At 46.9% G+C, this 15,170-nt stretch carries 12 protein-coding genes (1 of these 12 running past the window's edge); 1 reads left to right on the top strand and 11 read right to left on the bottom strand.

The features are described 5' to 3' along the window. The 5 genes from FO446_RS10825 to FO446_RS10805 all read right to left on the bottom strand — a co-directional run. Positions 1-595, bottom strand: partial view of an alkaline phosphatase family protein gene (locus FO446_RS10825; protein ID WP_232774231.1) — the start only. 890 nt of this gene lie to the left of the window's left edge; the window shows 595 of its 1,485 coding nt (coding positions 1-595); its start codon is at positions 593-595; its stop codon lies beyond the left edge, outside the window. A 124-nt stretch (positions 596-719) separates the two neighbouring features. Continuing rightward, the gene (locus FO446_RS10820) at positions 720-2,216 is read right to left on the bottom strand and encodes a S41 family peptidase (RefSeq protein WP_237900625.1); all 1,497 of its coding nucleotides are present in this window, start codon (positions 2,214-2,216) and stop codon (positions 720-722) included. Beyond that, positions 2,213-4,213, bottom strand: a complete 2,001-nt coding sequence (locus tag FO446_RS10815; RefSeq protein WP_173611441.1) for an S-layer homology domain-containing protein — start codon at positions 4,211-4,213, stop codon at positions 2,213-2,215. The genes FO446_RS10820 and FO446_RS10815 overlap by 4 nt, the downstream gene beginning before the upstream one ends. A 56-nt stretch (positions 4,214-4,269) precedes the next feature. Continuing rightward, positions 4,270-5,385: a Nif3-like dinuclear metal center hexameric protein gene (locus tag FO446_RS10810; protein ID WP_173611442.1), complete on the bottom strand. Its 1,116-nt coding sequence runs from the start codon at positions 5,383-5,385 to the stop codon at positions 4,270-4,272. Further along, a complete protein-coding gene (locus FO446_RS10805) occupies positions 5,361-6,095 on the bottom strand; it encodes a tRNA (adenine(22)-N(1))-methyltransferase (RefSeq protein ID WP_173611443.1) in 735 nt (244 codons plus the stop codon). The genes FO446_RS10810 and FO446_RS10805 overlap by 25 nt, the downstream gene beginning before the upstream one ends. A gap of 385 nt (positions 6,096-6,480) precedes the next feature. On the opposite strand from FO446_RS10805, the gene FO446_RS10800 reads away from it, so the two are divergent. Further along, complete coding sequence (locus tag FO446_RS10800) at positions 6,481-7,758, top strand: S8 family peptidase (protein WP_221868971.1); 1,278 nt, start codon at positions 6,481-6,483, stop codon at positions 7,756-7,758. Positions 7,759-7,836: 78 nt separating this feature from the next. Here FO446_RS10800 and FO446_RS10795 read toward each other — a convergent pair whose 3' ends face one another. From FO446_RS10795 to FO446_RS10770, 6 genes are all read right to left on the bottom strand, one after another. Further along, complete coding sequence (locus FO446_RS10795) at positions 7,837-8,976, bottom strand: acyl-CoA dehydrogenase (RefSeq protein WP_237900623.1); 1,140 nt, start codon at positions 8,974-8,976, stop codon at positions 7,837-7,839. A 366-nt stretch (positions 8,977-9,342) separates the two neighbouring features. Continuing rightward, a complete protein-coding gene (locus tag FO446_RS10790) occupies positions 9,343-10,257 on the bottom strand; it encodes a hypothetical protein (RefSeq protein ID WP_173611447.1) in 915 nt (304 codons plus the stop codon). A 93-nt stretch (positions 10,258-10,350) separates the two neighbouring features. Next, positions 10,351-11,481: an RNA polymerase sigma factor RpoD gene (rpoD, locus tag FO446_RS10785; protein WP_047072497.1), complete on the bottom strand. Its 1,131-nt coding sequence runs from the start codon at positions 11,479-11,481 to the stop codon at positions 10,351-10,353. Positions 11,482-11,515: 34 nt separating this feature from the next. Continuing rightward, positions 11,516-13,390 carry a DNA primase gene (gene dnaG, locus FO446_RS10780; protein ID WP_237900621.1) on the bottom strand — a complete coding sequence of 625 codons (1,875 nt, stop codon included), beginning with the start codon at positions 13,388-13,390 and terminating at the stop codon, positions 11,516-11,518. Positions 13,391-13,593: 203 nt separating this feature from the next. Next, a complete protein-coding gene (locus FO446_RS10775; RefSeq protein WP_173611449.1) occupies positions 13,594-14,430 on the bottom strand; it encodes a pyruvate, water dikinase regulatory protein in 837 nt (278 codons plus the stop codon). An 11-nt stretch (positions 14,431-14,441) separates the two neighbouring features. Then, positions 14,442-15,086 (bottom strand): transcriptional regulator CcpN, encoded by a 645-nt coding sequence (locus FO446_RS10770; RefSeq protein ID WP_173604593.1) that lies wholly within the window; start codon positions 15,084-15,086, stop codon positions 14,442-14,444. Between the last annotated feature and the right edge of the window lie 84 nt (positions 15,087-15,170).

Here is a 15,170-nt window from a genome sequence, read left to right as displayed (position 1 = left end):
TAATTCCGTAGCCTTCCAAAGCCGATTGGGAGAAATCCCACGGGACGGTACGAAATAACGCCGGGCTTACCAGTGTCCCCATACTCATGATCGTTGGACCACTCATTTTTTCGCGCAGGGAAAAGGATGTAATTGTATCCAGCAAGGTCGGCATTTTCACCTTATGCTGCTTATGTCCGCGGTGGGCGATAACATTGATGGAACCGGATACGAGATTGTTTTCTTCCAGTACCTCATGAATTGTTTTTACATCCTTGCTCAGATGACGTTCGTTCAAATCAAAAAGGACGTTTCCCGCACAGCTCGAAATGCCTATTTTTCGGATTGAAGCGGCCCCATTAATATAATTCACCATTTTTTTCTGTTCGGCATCATACCAAACTAACCCCGGCACTTTGTGCTGATCGGGATAAACCCCCGTAATGAGGGAGCAATCTATCGAAGCCGTCATTGTAGGGAACACGGTCACACAATCTGGTATGTACTGGCTATGCTCCATGAAAAACCGAAGTGCCGGTGCTTTATTGGCAGCAATGCATCGCTCCAGAACATCAGGCATCATGGAGTCGATCAGGAAAAGTATGACCTTTTTCATTCGGCTGCCACCCTTCTCGTCGTAATAGTCATAGTCGCACTTGATAGTGTTCGATTTTGCATGACCGAGTATACGCCTGAAAAAGAAAAAGCCCCCGTTCGCCAATAGCGACAGGGGACCATGCTCACGAAGTAAATGTGAGGATGTTGACACCATTTTTCGTTTGCAGTTTCAGTGCAGGATACTTCTTCAAAAACGGAGCTAGTGCTACGTAATCTTTTTCCCCATTGGACGAATCCCCCAGCAAATGCGATAGTACAGCAGCTCGGATTTGCAGCCCTTGAGGCGTTTGTTTAAAGAGAGGATCCACCGTCGGGAAAGGAATTCCATTGATGACTGTATCGCCTTCTGCGTCACTCAGTTCCCACGTATTGACCTTTAATGAATGGAGGGCTTCAACCACTTGTGCTCCATAATCCTCCACAACCATATCAGGTTGAAGGCCTACGTGATTCACAACAGTATGTTTAGGCGTAAAATATTCGTTCAGTGTTAGCTTGAGTGCGTCACCGTCCGACAACGGAATAACTTGTTGGGCACTTCCTTTTCCAAATGTTTTGGTACCCACAAGCTTGGCGATGCCATGATCACGCAGCGCACCCGACAACAGCTCAGATGCAGAAGCTGTTCCGCCGTTTACCAAAATTCGCACAGGAATGCCGATATCCTGTCCATTTCGTACCCACGTCTCTACCTCTACCCCATTGCGATTCGTGGTATACATGAGCAAGCCTTCTTCCATAAAGAGGCTCGCGATATCCCGTGCTGTGGACAAGTATCCCCCGCCATTATCCCGCAGGTCTAACACCAATCCGGACAACGGCTTTTGCACACGGGAAAGTTCAGCAAGCTTATCCCTTACCTGGATAGCTCCTTCTGATCCGAATGTTTCAAGACTGATATAGCCAACCGCGCCTTTCGTAAACATCTGTCCTTCCGCTTCCGGCAAGGTCATGGAGACACGCTTCAACTTTACCTGGTGCTCCCGTTTGTCAGATGGACGATATACTGTAAGAACGGCTTCAGTCCCTTCGTTGCCCTTCAAATAAGCATACGCTTCTTCAAAAGTCTTTCCGACCAACGAGGTCTCATTGACTTTGATCAATTGATCGCCTCGTTGCAAAGAAGATGCGGCTGCTGGAGAATTCGGAACGATTTCACGGATGATAATATGATCATTTTGACGCCGCAGACGAAAGCCAAATCCAACGAATTGATTTTCAACGTCAGATTGAAACAGACGCAATTCATCTTGAGTAAAAAATACGCTGTGTGGGTCATTCAGCGTGGAAAGCATTCCATCAATCGCCCAAGTGTTCATCGTCGGCGTATCAAACCCGCCTTTCTTCTGCCATTCTTCGAGCCTCAATTCCAACTCATCCCAGGTGTCATCTTCTTCTGAAAATTTGAACTGAAGCTGTTTTTTCTCTTTGGCCTGCTCACTGACCACCTCTAAAGCTCCTTTTACCAATTGTTTGGCTGTCGGTTTGCTCAAGTGGCTTTCTATGACATGCTGGAACACTTCTTCTGTTTCCTCGAAAGGATACTCTGCCGCTTGCACGGGAAGAACAGTTGTGAATAGCAGTACTGTTGCTACTGCCCATTGACTAATTCGTTTCATGGCGCCACCCCTTTTCGAACATCATCAGGTATCGAGAATTCAACATTGCTTGTAAAGTCATACTGGTCGGTACCCGAATAGGCTACGTATTCGTCGCCCTCATAAATTTCTTCATAACGCCATGTATGTTTGACAATCTGGTCGCTAGCTCGATCAATATAATACTTGTTCATGAACAAGGGAACCTCTTTCACTTTTCCTTGTCCGAGCATAACCTTCTTTGATTTCTCTACCAGCATAGAGCCCGGAATCCACTCCGTAATGACGTCGTACTTCCCGTATGATTGTTTGTAGTAGCGTGCATGAAGCTCCTTGGCCCGATCAGCTACCTTGACAGCACCAACCCACTCGTGCAAGAAGTCAACTTTGTCCGTTTTGCTCTTGTCCCATGTCTGCCGATCCGTATCATACGAGTATTGCGTGTTTGTTTTCCCATCTGTATAGGAGAGCAGCTTGTCTGATATTAGCTTTTGCGGAGATTGATAAAAGCCGGATATTTTGCTTATTTGTTTTTCCTTGTTAACATCCTGCGTATAGGAGAACGTCAATCCACTCAATACCGCTTCACCCTTCACTTGGTAGGTGTCGGCATTATCCAACAGGCGCAAAGAGTATCCCAAATCAGAAATAATAGCTGGCTGATCTTTTAAAGATGCGAACTCTTGACGCAACATTTTGTGCAGCTGATTCATTCTGCTGTCTGACGCTTTCGGTTTCATCGTAGCAAGAACTTCTTCTGCTTCCTGCATGCGTCCTTCCTGCAAATAATAATAGGAAGTATTCAACAATGCCTCCGGGCTCCTGTCGGCAAATCGCTTGTAACGTGCCATCGCCAGGTCTCCCTGACCACTCCTGATTTCCATTGCCCCCAAATACATGGCGAGCGATTCCCATTCTTTGGAATCTTGCTTCACTTTTTGTTCATAAGCACCAAGTCGGTCGAGCACTTTTTTGTATTGGCTTTGATCCTTGTTCCCTAGCTGCAAGGAAATATCATACACATTGGCACTCAACAGCCCGAGTGTGTCCGGGAGAATGATTTTGTCTTCGAAGTAAGCATCGATAGCAAGAAAAGCTTCCTCGAGATTGGTTTCAATCGGTGTTTCAGGATTCCAGCTCAATAAATAGTGAACACCGACTTGATTAGGGAAGGAGGAATCCGCCAGCTTGCGTAACTGTTCGAAGGTCTCTTCACTATCATTTCTACTGCGAATAGCGGCAGCCGCATCTACATAAATCTGTTCTTCTGTTGTTTTGGGATCTGTATAGGTTGCGAATAACGGCAATACCTCATCGATATCCGGGACCATGGGGAACTTTTTCCCGTCGTAATCCAGCAGAGGCATGATTCCATCCTGAAGGAAATAATCCACCATGCGATCAGCAGCGACTGCAGCATCTCCCCGCTTCACCCGATCCGTTTTTTCTCCCTTTAGCCATCCCCAGGAACTCACTTCTTCCCAAGCATTTTTACTATCTGGAGACATCGTGAACATTTGCAATATCTTGGCAGCTTCTTCGTTGGTGATCGGTTGATTCGGATTCATCATCTCACCAGGAAAAATATACTGAATCGCATTTGGACCGTACAGTCTATCCAAGATCGTGGAGACGCGCAACGTCGGTTTGTACATCCACGTCAGGCGATCAACATCTTTATACGGCAAATACGGTTCCTGAAAACCTTCTGCCCGCGCCCACTCCGAATGCTCGGATAAGAAAGTAAGGGGATAGATCTGATACTGCCCGCCGTAATAAAGACGATCGACCATGACAAGAAATTCCGCACGCGTCATGTCACGATTTGGGTAAAACTTCGGAACATTGGGACCAGCCTCAAACAAACCGAGCTGCACACCTTGAATGATTGCTTTTCTCGCCCAGTGCTTGCTGATGTCATTGTATGGCAATAAGCCCCCAGCCGCTGATGCGACGCCGGGGGAGAGTAAGCTTAATGTCAGTAATCCACAAGAAATCGTCCGGATTAGTTTTTGCACATAAAATCCTCCTACACTTCATCTGGCAGGCAACAAAAGGTTGGTCCTGCTACGTCTTAAACAAACTGGAACGGATCTGTGTGCACGCGCGAAGGAATAACCTCTGTCTCGTAACCATTTGCCTGCAATTGCTCAAGCAAGATGGTTGCCAGCTTTTCCTTCATGATTTTTTCGATATTGTGACCAGCATCTACGATCGACAAGCCTTCCGCTTGCGCATCGTGTGCGGTGTGATAGCCAATGTCTCCTGTTAAATAAACATCCGCGCCTTTAAAAATGGCTTTGGAAACAAAGGAGCTGCCGTCTCCACCTACTACCGCTACTTTTTTGACTGTCGCATCCAAGTCACCAACTACGCGAAGACCATGTAGGGCAAACCGTTCTTTGACGAGCAAAGCAAACTCACGGAGCGTCAGTGGTGTAGGCAGACTGCCGATACGCCCAATTCCGTACACAGTTCCTGATTGCTCTAGTGGAATGATGTCATAGGCGACTTCTTCGTAGGGATGGGCAGCAAGCATTGCTTTGACCACAGCCGATTGCCTGGACGCAGGAACAATCATCTCGATGCGAACTTCCTCTACTTTTTCCAGTTGACCTCTCGAACCGATATGGGGATTCGTTCCTTCCCCTGGCCAAAAGGTTCCAGTGCCTTCTGTCTGAAAAGAACAGTGGCTATAGTTACCTACATGCCCAGCACCCGCTTCAGCAAGTGCAGAAAACACTGCTTCCTTATGGGTAGCAGGCACGAATACGATGAGCTTCTTCCAAGCCTCTCGTGAAAGAACATCCAGTACATCTACGTCAGTGAGTCCAACCGCTTCTGCAAGCCAATCGTTCATTCCCCCGTACGCAACATCCAAATTGGTATGGGCTGTATATACCGCAATGTCGTGCTTGATCAGCTTTTCGAACACGCGTCCTGCGGCGAGATCCGTCCTCAGGTGTTTCAGTGGTCGATATATGACGGCATGGTGGGCCACAATCAGGTCGACACCCTCTGCGATTGCTTCATCCACCACAGATTCCAGTACGTCTAGTGCGATCATCACTTTTTTTACCTTTTTTTGCAAGGTGCCTACATGAAGACCAATCTTGTCGCCTTCCATCGCCAACGATTTAGGTGCCAGACGTTCTATATATTGAATTACTGTTTGTCCGTGCGCAAGCATGCGATCACCTCATCGATCCATTTTACTTCTGCTTCGATTTCTTTTATTCGTTCTGCTGCTTCCGGCTTGTCCGAACGCTTTAATTGAACGATGATCTTTTGCCATTTTTCATGCTCATGCAGCCACTTCTCTTGTAATACCTCTGATTTTTCCATCCAAAGAAATGGACCAATGCGCAGGAGCTCTTGCTGTGTACGATCTTTGCCCTCATAAGGCAAGGTAGGATTGCCTCGTTCTGCGACGAGAATCTCATAAATCACGCCGTCTTCCTGCAAAATGGACTCGGCAATTAACTGCCAACCGTTCTCTATCATCCACAGGCGAACCGCTTCTTCTCCTACGTTTGGTTGCAGAATCAGGCGTTGTACGCCTTCCAGTTTGTCTTTTCCTGCTTCCAAAATGGAAACGATCAATTGTCCGCCCATCCCAGCAATGCAGATCACATCTGCTTCGCCTGGTTGTACTACCGCGAGCCCGTTTCCTTTACGCACCGAAGCGCGGTCTTTTACCTGCAATGTATGTATTTGTTTTTGTGCCGCTTGAAAAGGCCCTTCATTCAATTCGCCTGCGATTACGAAAGAAGCAATTCCTTTTACAAGCAAATAAGAAGCCAACAACGCATGATCCGACCCGATGTCGGCGACGCGGGCTCCTTCTGGACAATAGCGGGCAATCGTTTGTAGCCGCTTGGATATTGATACTGATGTCATCTGTATACTCACCTTCCGTTGCCTCTATTCTACCCTATTTGGCAGCAATTGCGAAATGCTAAATCCCTAACAGATACTCAGCAAAGAACGACAAAATCCTCGCTGTTGCACCCAACAAAAGATATGGCAACTAAGGGGGAACCATGTGTGACAGTCAGGAAGCTTCAGGTGACTGTTACGTTGGATGTAATGTTCGGAATTACAAGCGATTTTTTTAAATATGACGTTGTTTTTTTGATATTTTATGTAATTTAACTTAATTTTTATTAAATTGTGAACTTTATTTTAATAAATAAATATTTACAAATTTTTTACAGATATGTATATTAACGCCATGAACATCACGAACTACATAAACTAAATACTCTTTAAGGAGGAGAACAGTATGAAAAAAAGAACCGGCAAGTGGTGGGGAATGGGATTACTCTCATCGGCGCTAGTGATGAGTGTCTTCACAGGTGTGGGGGCAGCAAGTAACGATTCATTCAATGAATTTGGAACTGAACGGGTATTAATTCAGTCAGATTCGGATGTGAGAACCGGTTATTTTGCTGGACCTTTGGAAGTACGCCATGATTTTGGCGAAGATGGCTTTACCCTCGATGTAAATAGCGATCAACTTGACCAACTGAAAAGCGATCCCAATGTAAAAATTACAGTATTGCAAAAATTAAAGATCGCTGAGTATATAGAAGAAGATCAGGCAAGCGAGCCAGAGTTCTCTCCTGCGGCAGTCGTTCCGTGGGGAATTAAAGCAATCTATAAGAACCAGTCCCTCTCCTCTACGACTGGCGGTGCAGATGTTCGTGTTGCAGTTCTGGATACTGGCGTGTATACGCAACATCCGGACCTAACCGCTAACGCAGAGCAGTGCAACGATTTCACGCAAGCTTCTCCTGTTGTTACCGGCGCTTGCAATGATGCGCATGGTCATGGAACACACGTCGCCGGGACTGTTCTCGCTAACGGCGGTGGTGGCGCAGGTATTTATGGTGTAGCACCAGATGCAAAGCTATGGGCATATAAAGTATTGGATGACTCCGGTTCCGGCTATGAGGATGACATTGCCTATGCTATTCGTTACGCTGCTGACCAGTCCGCTCAATTAGGCGTGAAAACGATCGTCTCTATGTCTCTTGGCTCTAGCGGTAAGAGCACCCTTATGGAAAGTGCCATCACGTATGCAAACCAAAAAGGTGTATTAGTCGTCGCTGCGGCTGGTAACTCTGGACCGACAGTGAATAGCATTGGCTACCCTGGAGCATTAGTGAATACAGTAGCCGTAGCAGCGTTAGAGAATGTTCAACAAAACGGTACCTACCGTGTGGCTGACTTCTCTTCTCGTGGCAAGAGCGGGCAGGCGGGAGACTACGTGATTCAAGAACGCGATGTGGAAGTATCAGCACCAGGACGCGCTATTCAATCTACATGGAATAACGGAGGCTATAATTCCATCAGCGGAACCTCCATGGCAACTCCACACATTTCAGGTTTGGCTGCAAAAATCTGGGCTTCCAATCCATCTTGGAGCTCTCAAAATGTTCGCGTGGAATTGCAAAAACGCGCGAAAGGAAATGACATCAAAGGTGGCTCAAGCGCTGCTGTAGGAGACGATATTGCTAGTGGATTTGGATTCCCAACTGTACAGCCTGGCGATCAATAAAAAGTAAAAAACAAAAAAAGAGCCATGGCTGTCAGTTAACACTGGCAGTCATGCTCTTTGTTCTCAAACACAAAAAGGCTAGCAACCGATTTCTCTTGCGATAACATTACGCAGAATCTCTGAAGTCCCCTCTCCGATCTCTAACAGTCGGGCATCGCGGAAAAATCGTTCTACCTGATACTCCCGCATATAACCATAGCCGCCGTGAATCTGAATAGCCTGATGAGTAGCAGACATGGCAATCTCCGATGCATACAATTTTGCCATAGCCGCTTCTTTCGTAAATTTGCGACCATGATCCTTCAGCCACGCTGCTTTATACACCATCGTTCTCGCCAGCTCTATTTGCATCGCCATATCCGCCAGCTTGTGCTGGATCGCTTGAAAATGACTCAAGGAATTCCCAAAAGCTGTACGCTGCTTCGAGTATTGCAGTGCCTTGTCGTAGGCAGCCTGAGCAATTCCTACTGCCATCGCTCCGATCCCAATTCGCCCACCATCAAGTGTAATGAGGAACTGCTTGAAGCCTTCGCCTCGCTTTCCAAGGACGTTTTCCTCTGGCACTCTCACATTTTCAAGAACGAGCTCGGTTGTATTAGAGCTGTGCAAGCCGAGCTTTTCATAGTTCGCCAGTACTTGAAAACCCGGTGCATCTGTCGGAACGATAAAAGCAGTAATACCACGTGAGCCCTGATCTTTGTCAGTCACAGCTGTCAAGGCGAGAAATGAAGCATAGGAAGCATTGGTTATGAAGCATTTGGAGCCGTTAATCGTCCACTCCCCGTCAGCCAAGACCGCATTCGTTTTCGTTCCACCTGCGTCAGATCCTGCATTCGGTTCCGTCAAGCCAAATGCGCCAAAGCTCTCGCCGGAACAGATTTTGCTTAAATAGTTCAGCTTTTGCTCTTCCGTTCCAAACAAAGCCAGTGGAGCGCCACCTAACGAGATATGCGCCGAATACGTGATTCCTGTAGAACCACATGCACGACTTAGCTCTTCTACAACGATTACAAAACTCGTGGAATCAGCTCCCGCACCCCCGTATTTTTCAGAGAAGGGAAGACCCATCAGGTTCAGCTCGCTCATCTGCTTGAATATTTCGACAGGAAATTGTTTAGTTTGATCGCGTTCATCTGCTCCTGGCGCCACTACCTCATCAGCAAACTCGCGTATCATTTTTTTCAACATTTGTTGTTCTGAAGTCAAATCGAAGTTCATAATCGCTGCCCCCTTGAAAACGCTTTAGTAAAGAACTATCAAGAAACACACAATTTTGACTGAGCGTTTGTTCAGAATACTCTTACCATTATACACCACGATTTTGGATTCATGTGGTAATTTCTAAAAAAAACACGCCTAAGATCGGCGTGCTCCTAATAAAATCGCTCCCAAAAAAGATACAGATGCTGCTATGAATCCGATGCTTTATGTATGTACACCCATAAATTTGGCTATTGTTTCTCCACCCAGAAAAAAAGCCGCCAGCAAAATACCGACTAATACTTTCCACTTGTTGTTCATCTATTCACCCCGTTTGCGCTCTTCAGAAATTGTAACAAATAAGCAGCGAGAGGAAAACGAGTCTTACAGCCGCAACCATGCATACCAATATCCACGCGTGAAGAAAAACAAAATGGACGCGATGAACACCTTGATGAACAACAGCAATTGAATCATATCCCGCTTCGCTGCTGGAATATACAGAGCCTGTATCTCTGCACCAAAGAAAAAGGCAAGTCCACATACAGCAAATACTCCCGCCCATTTCGAATTAGCCTTATTCATCAAGAAGCCCATACCCGTGAGCAAGCACGCAAGCGGTACCCAGTACAACTCCGATGTCCACCAAGTATAGTCTATCCCTACCCGATGAACGGTTGTAATGCCATACAAGATGGCCAAACCCAGTAAGCCTGCATAGAGCAAATAAGCATAACCGAAAACAATAGCACTGATGCACAGTAACATGCAAACAAAGCCTAAATAGAACAGAACGAACGGCATGCTACCATCCAATTTTTGGATACAATAAACGCCTCCCGCGATCAAGATCAGAAAAGACAAAGCCAGGAATAAATGCGTCAATGGCGGGGCCGACCTTCGATAAACGAGTCCCAGAATATAGAAAACGAGTGCGAAACAGGCAAAGATGGTAATTTGCATTGGGGTTTGAAAACGGTTAAAATGAAAAGCAAGTAAGATCAAACCAGCAATGACAAAGGCACCAAGGAGCCATGCCACTACCATTTTCCCCGTCACTGGAGAGACAGTTCTAGGTGCATATGTATTTGTGACAGATGATGTTGAATTGACTTTTCCTGACAGCACACCCGGTGCCGTTCCCATTCGCTCATTCCCGCCTGCGGACGCCGGTGTATTTGGCCGATCCCCTTCTGTATACAGGTTTAACAAGAAGATGCAGTAATGTTCAGGCAGTAAATGGTTGCGCCGCCAGTTTTCAATTTCGGCGATGATCGTGCGCTTGCGCTGGTCGTCCAACGCGGCCCCTCCTAACTACGACAAAAAGTGTTTTCCTTCATGAATAAGAAAAGCCTACGTCGGCTAACGTAGGCCACATACTTCTTATATCGGTTATTCCAAGAAATCTTTTAAGCGTTTACTTCTACTCGGATGACGCAATTTGCGAAGAGCTTTTGCTTCAATCTGACGAATCCGTTCACGGGTTACGCCAAACACTTTGCCTACTTCTTCTAACGTCCGTGTACGTCCGTCATCTAGCCCAAAACGCAGACGCAGTACATTTTCTTCCCGGTCTGTTAATGTATCCAAAACGTCTTCCAACTGTTCTTTCAAAAGTTCATAGGCAGCGGCATCAGATGGCTCCAATGCATCCTGATCCTCAATGAAATCACCTAAGTGGGAATCGTCTTCTTCCCCAATTGGAGTCTCCAGGGATACTGGTTCTTGAGCAATCTTCATGATTTCCCGAACTTTTTCCGGAGTAAGATCCATTTTTTCAGCGATTTCTTCTGGCATAGGTTCACGACCTAGCTCTTGCAGAAGCTGACGGGAAACGCGGATTAATTTATTGATCGTTTCCACCATGTGAACCGGAATCCGGATCGTTCTAGCCTGGTCTGCAATAGCACGGGTAATCGCTTGGCGAATCCACCAGGTCGCATACGTACTGAACTTGTAGCCTTTGCGATAGTCAAACTTTTCCACCGCTTTAATCAGGCCCATGTTCCCTTCTTGAATCAAGTCGAGGAATAGCATACCGCGTCCTACATAACGCTTCGCGATCGATACAACCAATCGCAAGTTCGCCTCAGCCAAACGTCTTTTGGCTTCCTCATCACCTTGTTCAATTCGCTGTGCCAGTTTAATCTCCTCTTCTGCGGAGAGCAGAGGAACTCGACCAATTTCCTTCAGATACATCCGTACAGGGTCATTGATCTTGATTCCAGGCGGAACGGAGAGATCGTCAAAATCAAATTCTTCGTTGTCCTCGTCCTTGATGATCATTTGATCGACTTCATCATCGTCATCTTCATTCTCATTGTTGTTAATCTCAATGCCTTGATCACCAAGATATTCAAAAAACTCATCCATTTGATCAGAATCCTGCTCAAAACCTGCCAGGCGATCCGTAATTTCTTTATACGACAACACGCCGCGTTTCTTGCCTAATTCGACCAACTGTTCCTTCACTTGTTCGATGGACATTGCTTCCATGTCGGAAGTGATATTTTGCTTGTTCATCTACTTTCCCTCCTTCCCCGGGAATGATCTGAAGCTACCCTTCTTTTAAAGCATTTTCCAATTCAAGAATCTTCATCCCTGTAACGGCTGCTTGAAGTTCAAGTTGTTTGCGCGCATCCTCGCTGTCCGCTGCGGCCGCTTGGAGGTGTAAGCTCCGCTGCTCATCGCGCAATCGTTCCAACTCGGCACGCTTCGGGTAGTTATTCACTTGTTTGATGTAGTCACCGATCTCCAACTCAGATACGTCGTTGTTGCACTCCATCATGGCCAATCCCGAGGCTAATTGCTTTAACAAATCGTCTTGCACATAATGTATAAACTTTCCAGGGTCTTCCGGGTTTCCCTCTGCATAGTAGGCGTACAGGTAGGCAGCCAGCGCATCGTGTTCATCCACCTGAAAGTGGGCGCTGCATTCTTGTTGGACGCGGGCAGCGATTTCTACGTTCCGCATCATGTAGTAAAGCAGCATGCGCTCAGCCGTGTGATAAGCGGGTGGCAGTGATTTCGCGAGCGTAACTTTGCCATTATTTATACTATTATTCCATGCTGGCGTCACTTTATCCCTTTGGCGCTCACTTTTTTGCTGATTGTAGGCGCGTTTGGACTCCCATTTGAGATCACCGAGAGTAAGGGAGTATTCTTCAGCCAATTGCCGTTGGTACATGTCCCGTTCCACCGGGCTGCTAAGCTCGTTGATGATCTCGACCGCCTTCGCGATTAAGCGAGCTTTGTCCGTCTCATCTTTTATTACGAACTGACTGCGCAAATGTTTCAGACGGAAAGCCGTAATCGGCATCGCCTGTAACAATACCTGCTGGGAAAATGCTTCAGCCCCATGCTGGCGGATGTAATCATCCGGGTCCACTCCTTGTGGAAGTGGAGCTACTCGAACGATCAAACCGGCTTGCTGCAAAACGTGAATCGCTTTGCTCGTTGCTTCTTGTCCTGCAGCATCTCCGTCATAACAAAGTACGACTGACTCTGTATTGCGACGAAGAATTCTGGCCTGCTGCTCCGTCAAGGCTGTTCCCAAAGTGGCAATACCTTGCATAAAACCCGCCTGCCATGCCGATATGACATCGACATATCCTTCAAACAACAGCGCCTCTTTTCTCTTTCTAATAATGGGGCGCGCACGATGAAGATTAAACAGCGTAGCACTTTTGTTGAACAAAAGGCTTTCCGGGCTATTCAGATACTTGGGTTGAGACTTTTGGTTGGAATTGGGCTTCGATCCTTGCAGTAAGCGCCCTCCAAATCCGATGACGTTACCTTGGGAATTCTGGATCGGAAACATGATGCGACCTCGAAAGCGATCAAAGATTTTTCCTGCATCGCTCCTGGCCAAAAGCCCTGCTTCCACCATCAATTCCTGTGAAAATCCCCGCTTTGTCAACTGCTGCGTCACGAAATCCCAGGAATCCGGGGCGAATCCGATTTGGTATTCGGCTATTGTCGCCTCAGACATTCCGCGCTTTGCGAGATACTTCATCGCTTCTGCGCCATAGGGGGTTTTCGTTAGCACGTAGTGGTAGAGGCGTGAAACGAACGTATGCGCTTCCTGCATCGCATGCTTCATCCGTTTTTCAGGTGAATCCTCTACTTGCTGCGGCTGGGGCACAGCTATTCCGGCACGCTCCGCCAATTTGTGCAGTGCCTCTGGAAAAGTCAATTGCTCCAGTTTCATTAAAAAGGAAAAGATATCCCCACCTGCTCCACAGCCAAAGCAATGAAAAAACTGTCGCTCTGCATTTACGTTGAAGGAAGGGCTCTTTTCAGAGTGAAACGGACATAGACCGAGAAAGGCACGACCGCTTTTTCTCAGTTGAACGTACTCTCCTACAACGTCTACGATGTCGACAGCGGCACGCACTTGATTTACAAATTCATCTGAAGTGGGACCAGTCATGTCTTTCCACCTTTATAAGGAGAATCGCACGTGAGAATATTTAGTTCGTCAAAATTCGTCAATTTCCTTCTTTGCATCAAACTTCTTTTCTTCTTTTCTACTTTTCCACATTTCTTAGGGCAATAAACGCTGAGAAAATCACGGATGATAAGTATCCCGGCTAATTGATTTTCTACAAAAAACGCCAAAATCCTTCTTTTGGCCTATTTCCTTTCATTGCGGAGATTGTTTTTTCGAATCATCTCCAAAATGATGTTTGCCGTTTCTTCTACTGCCTTGTTGGAAACATCGATAACAGTACATCCGAGGCGCTCAATAATGCGTTTGGAATAAGCCAGTTCTTCGGCAATCCGCTCGAGATTGGCGTAATTTGCTTGTGCAGTCAATCCCAGTGCCTTCAGACGCTCTGTCCGAATGCCGTTCAATTGCTCCGGATTGATGGTAAGACCGATACACCGCTCTACTGGCAGTTGGAACAATTCTTCCGGTGGCTCTACCTCCGGGACAAGCGGAACATTGGCAACCTTAAGTCGTTTGTTAGCCAAATACATGGAAAGAGGCGTCTTGGAAGTACGCGAAACGCCAATCAAAACCACATCTGCTCGCAACAGGCCGCGTGGGTCCCGACCATCGTCGTATTTGACGGCAAACTCGATGGCGTCTACTTTGCGGAAATACTCTTCATCCAGTCGGCGTACCAAGCCCGGTCTTCCTGTTGGCGGCTCTTTCAACATGCCCTGCAATGTATTCATCAAAGGCCCCATAACATCAAGAGCCGGAATTCCGTGAAGAGCAGCTTGTTTTGTAATATACGCATTCAGCTCCGGAATGACCAGAGTAAATACGATCATTGCCCGCGATTCTTTTGCCGAAGCAATGATTTCGTCAATCGATTCCTTGTCTTCAATATACGGATACTTTTGTACATCAAACAAAAAACGATCAAACTGACTAGCTCCTGCGCGAACGACAAGTTCGGCCGTTTCGCCGATGGAGTCTGAGACTACATAGATGAGCTGTCCTCGCTGATTACCTTGCATCGCTTCTCCTCCTACACTTTCGGTTCGCTACCCAATTCTACAAATGCTTTCGCGATCGTCGTCTTGGTGACGCGCCCCAACAGCTCCATATGCTTCGGATCTTCCTCGCTCGGCCTCACGACAGGCAGAGAATCGATCTGAAAATCAATCAGCTTTTTGGCAGCTGCGTACAAGGTCTCATCAGGTGCACATGTAATGATATTCGGCATCCTAGACATGATAATGCTGACCGGCACATCCTCCAGCGTCTTATTCCCTAAAGAAGCCCGCAGGAGGTCTTTTCGTGAGATCACGCCAGCCAAGTATCCTTTTTGATTGACGACGAATAACGTACCAACATCCTCCAAAAAGAGGGTAACGATAGCGTCGTAAGCCGAGGCGGATTCGGAAACCACAATCGGTACCGCCTTGTAGTCATTGACGAGAAGCTTGTGAAGCCGTTCACTTATGACTGAGCTTGCGGGTCTGCCGGCATAAAAATACCCGACCCGAGGTCTGGCTTCTAAATATCCTGACATTGTGAGGATGGATAAATCAGGGCGCAGCGTCGCGCGAGTCAAATTCAGTCGCTCCGCGATATGTTCTCCTGTTATCGGTCCATCATCCTTCACTATCTGTAAGATGTGCTCTTGTCGTTTGGTAAGCTCGATGACCAATCACCCCGGTTCTGTCTTTACCTCTTCCTAGTATTACTCTATTCGACGGGATATTCCTTCTTTCACGCGGAAAAAAGGTGCCCC

The sequence above is a fragment of the Brevibacillus brevis genome (assembly GCF_022026395.1).
Classification (GTDB): Bacteria; Bacillota; Bacilli; order Brevibacillales; family Brevibacillaceae; genus Brevibacillus.
The sequence above is the reverse complement of the archived record's forward strand: the minus strand, read 5'-3'. Positions and strand labels throughout refer to the sequence as shown.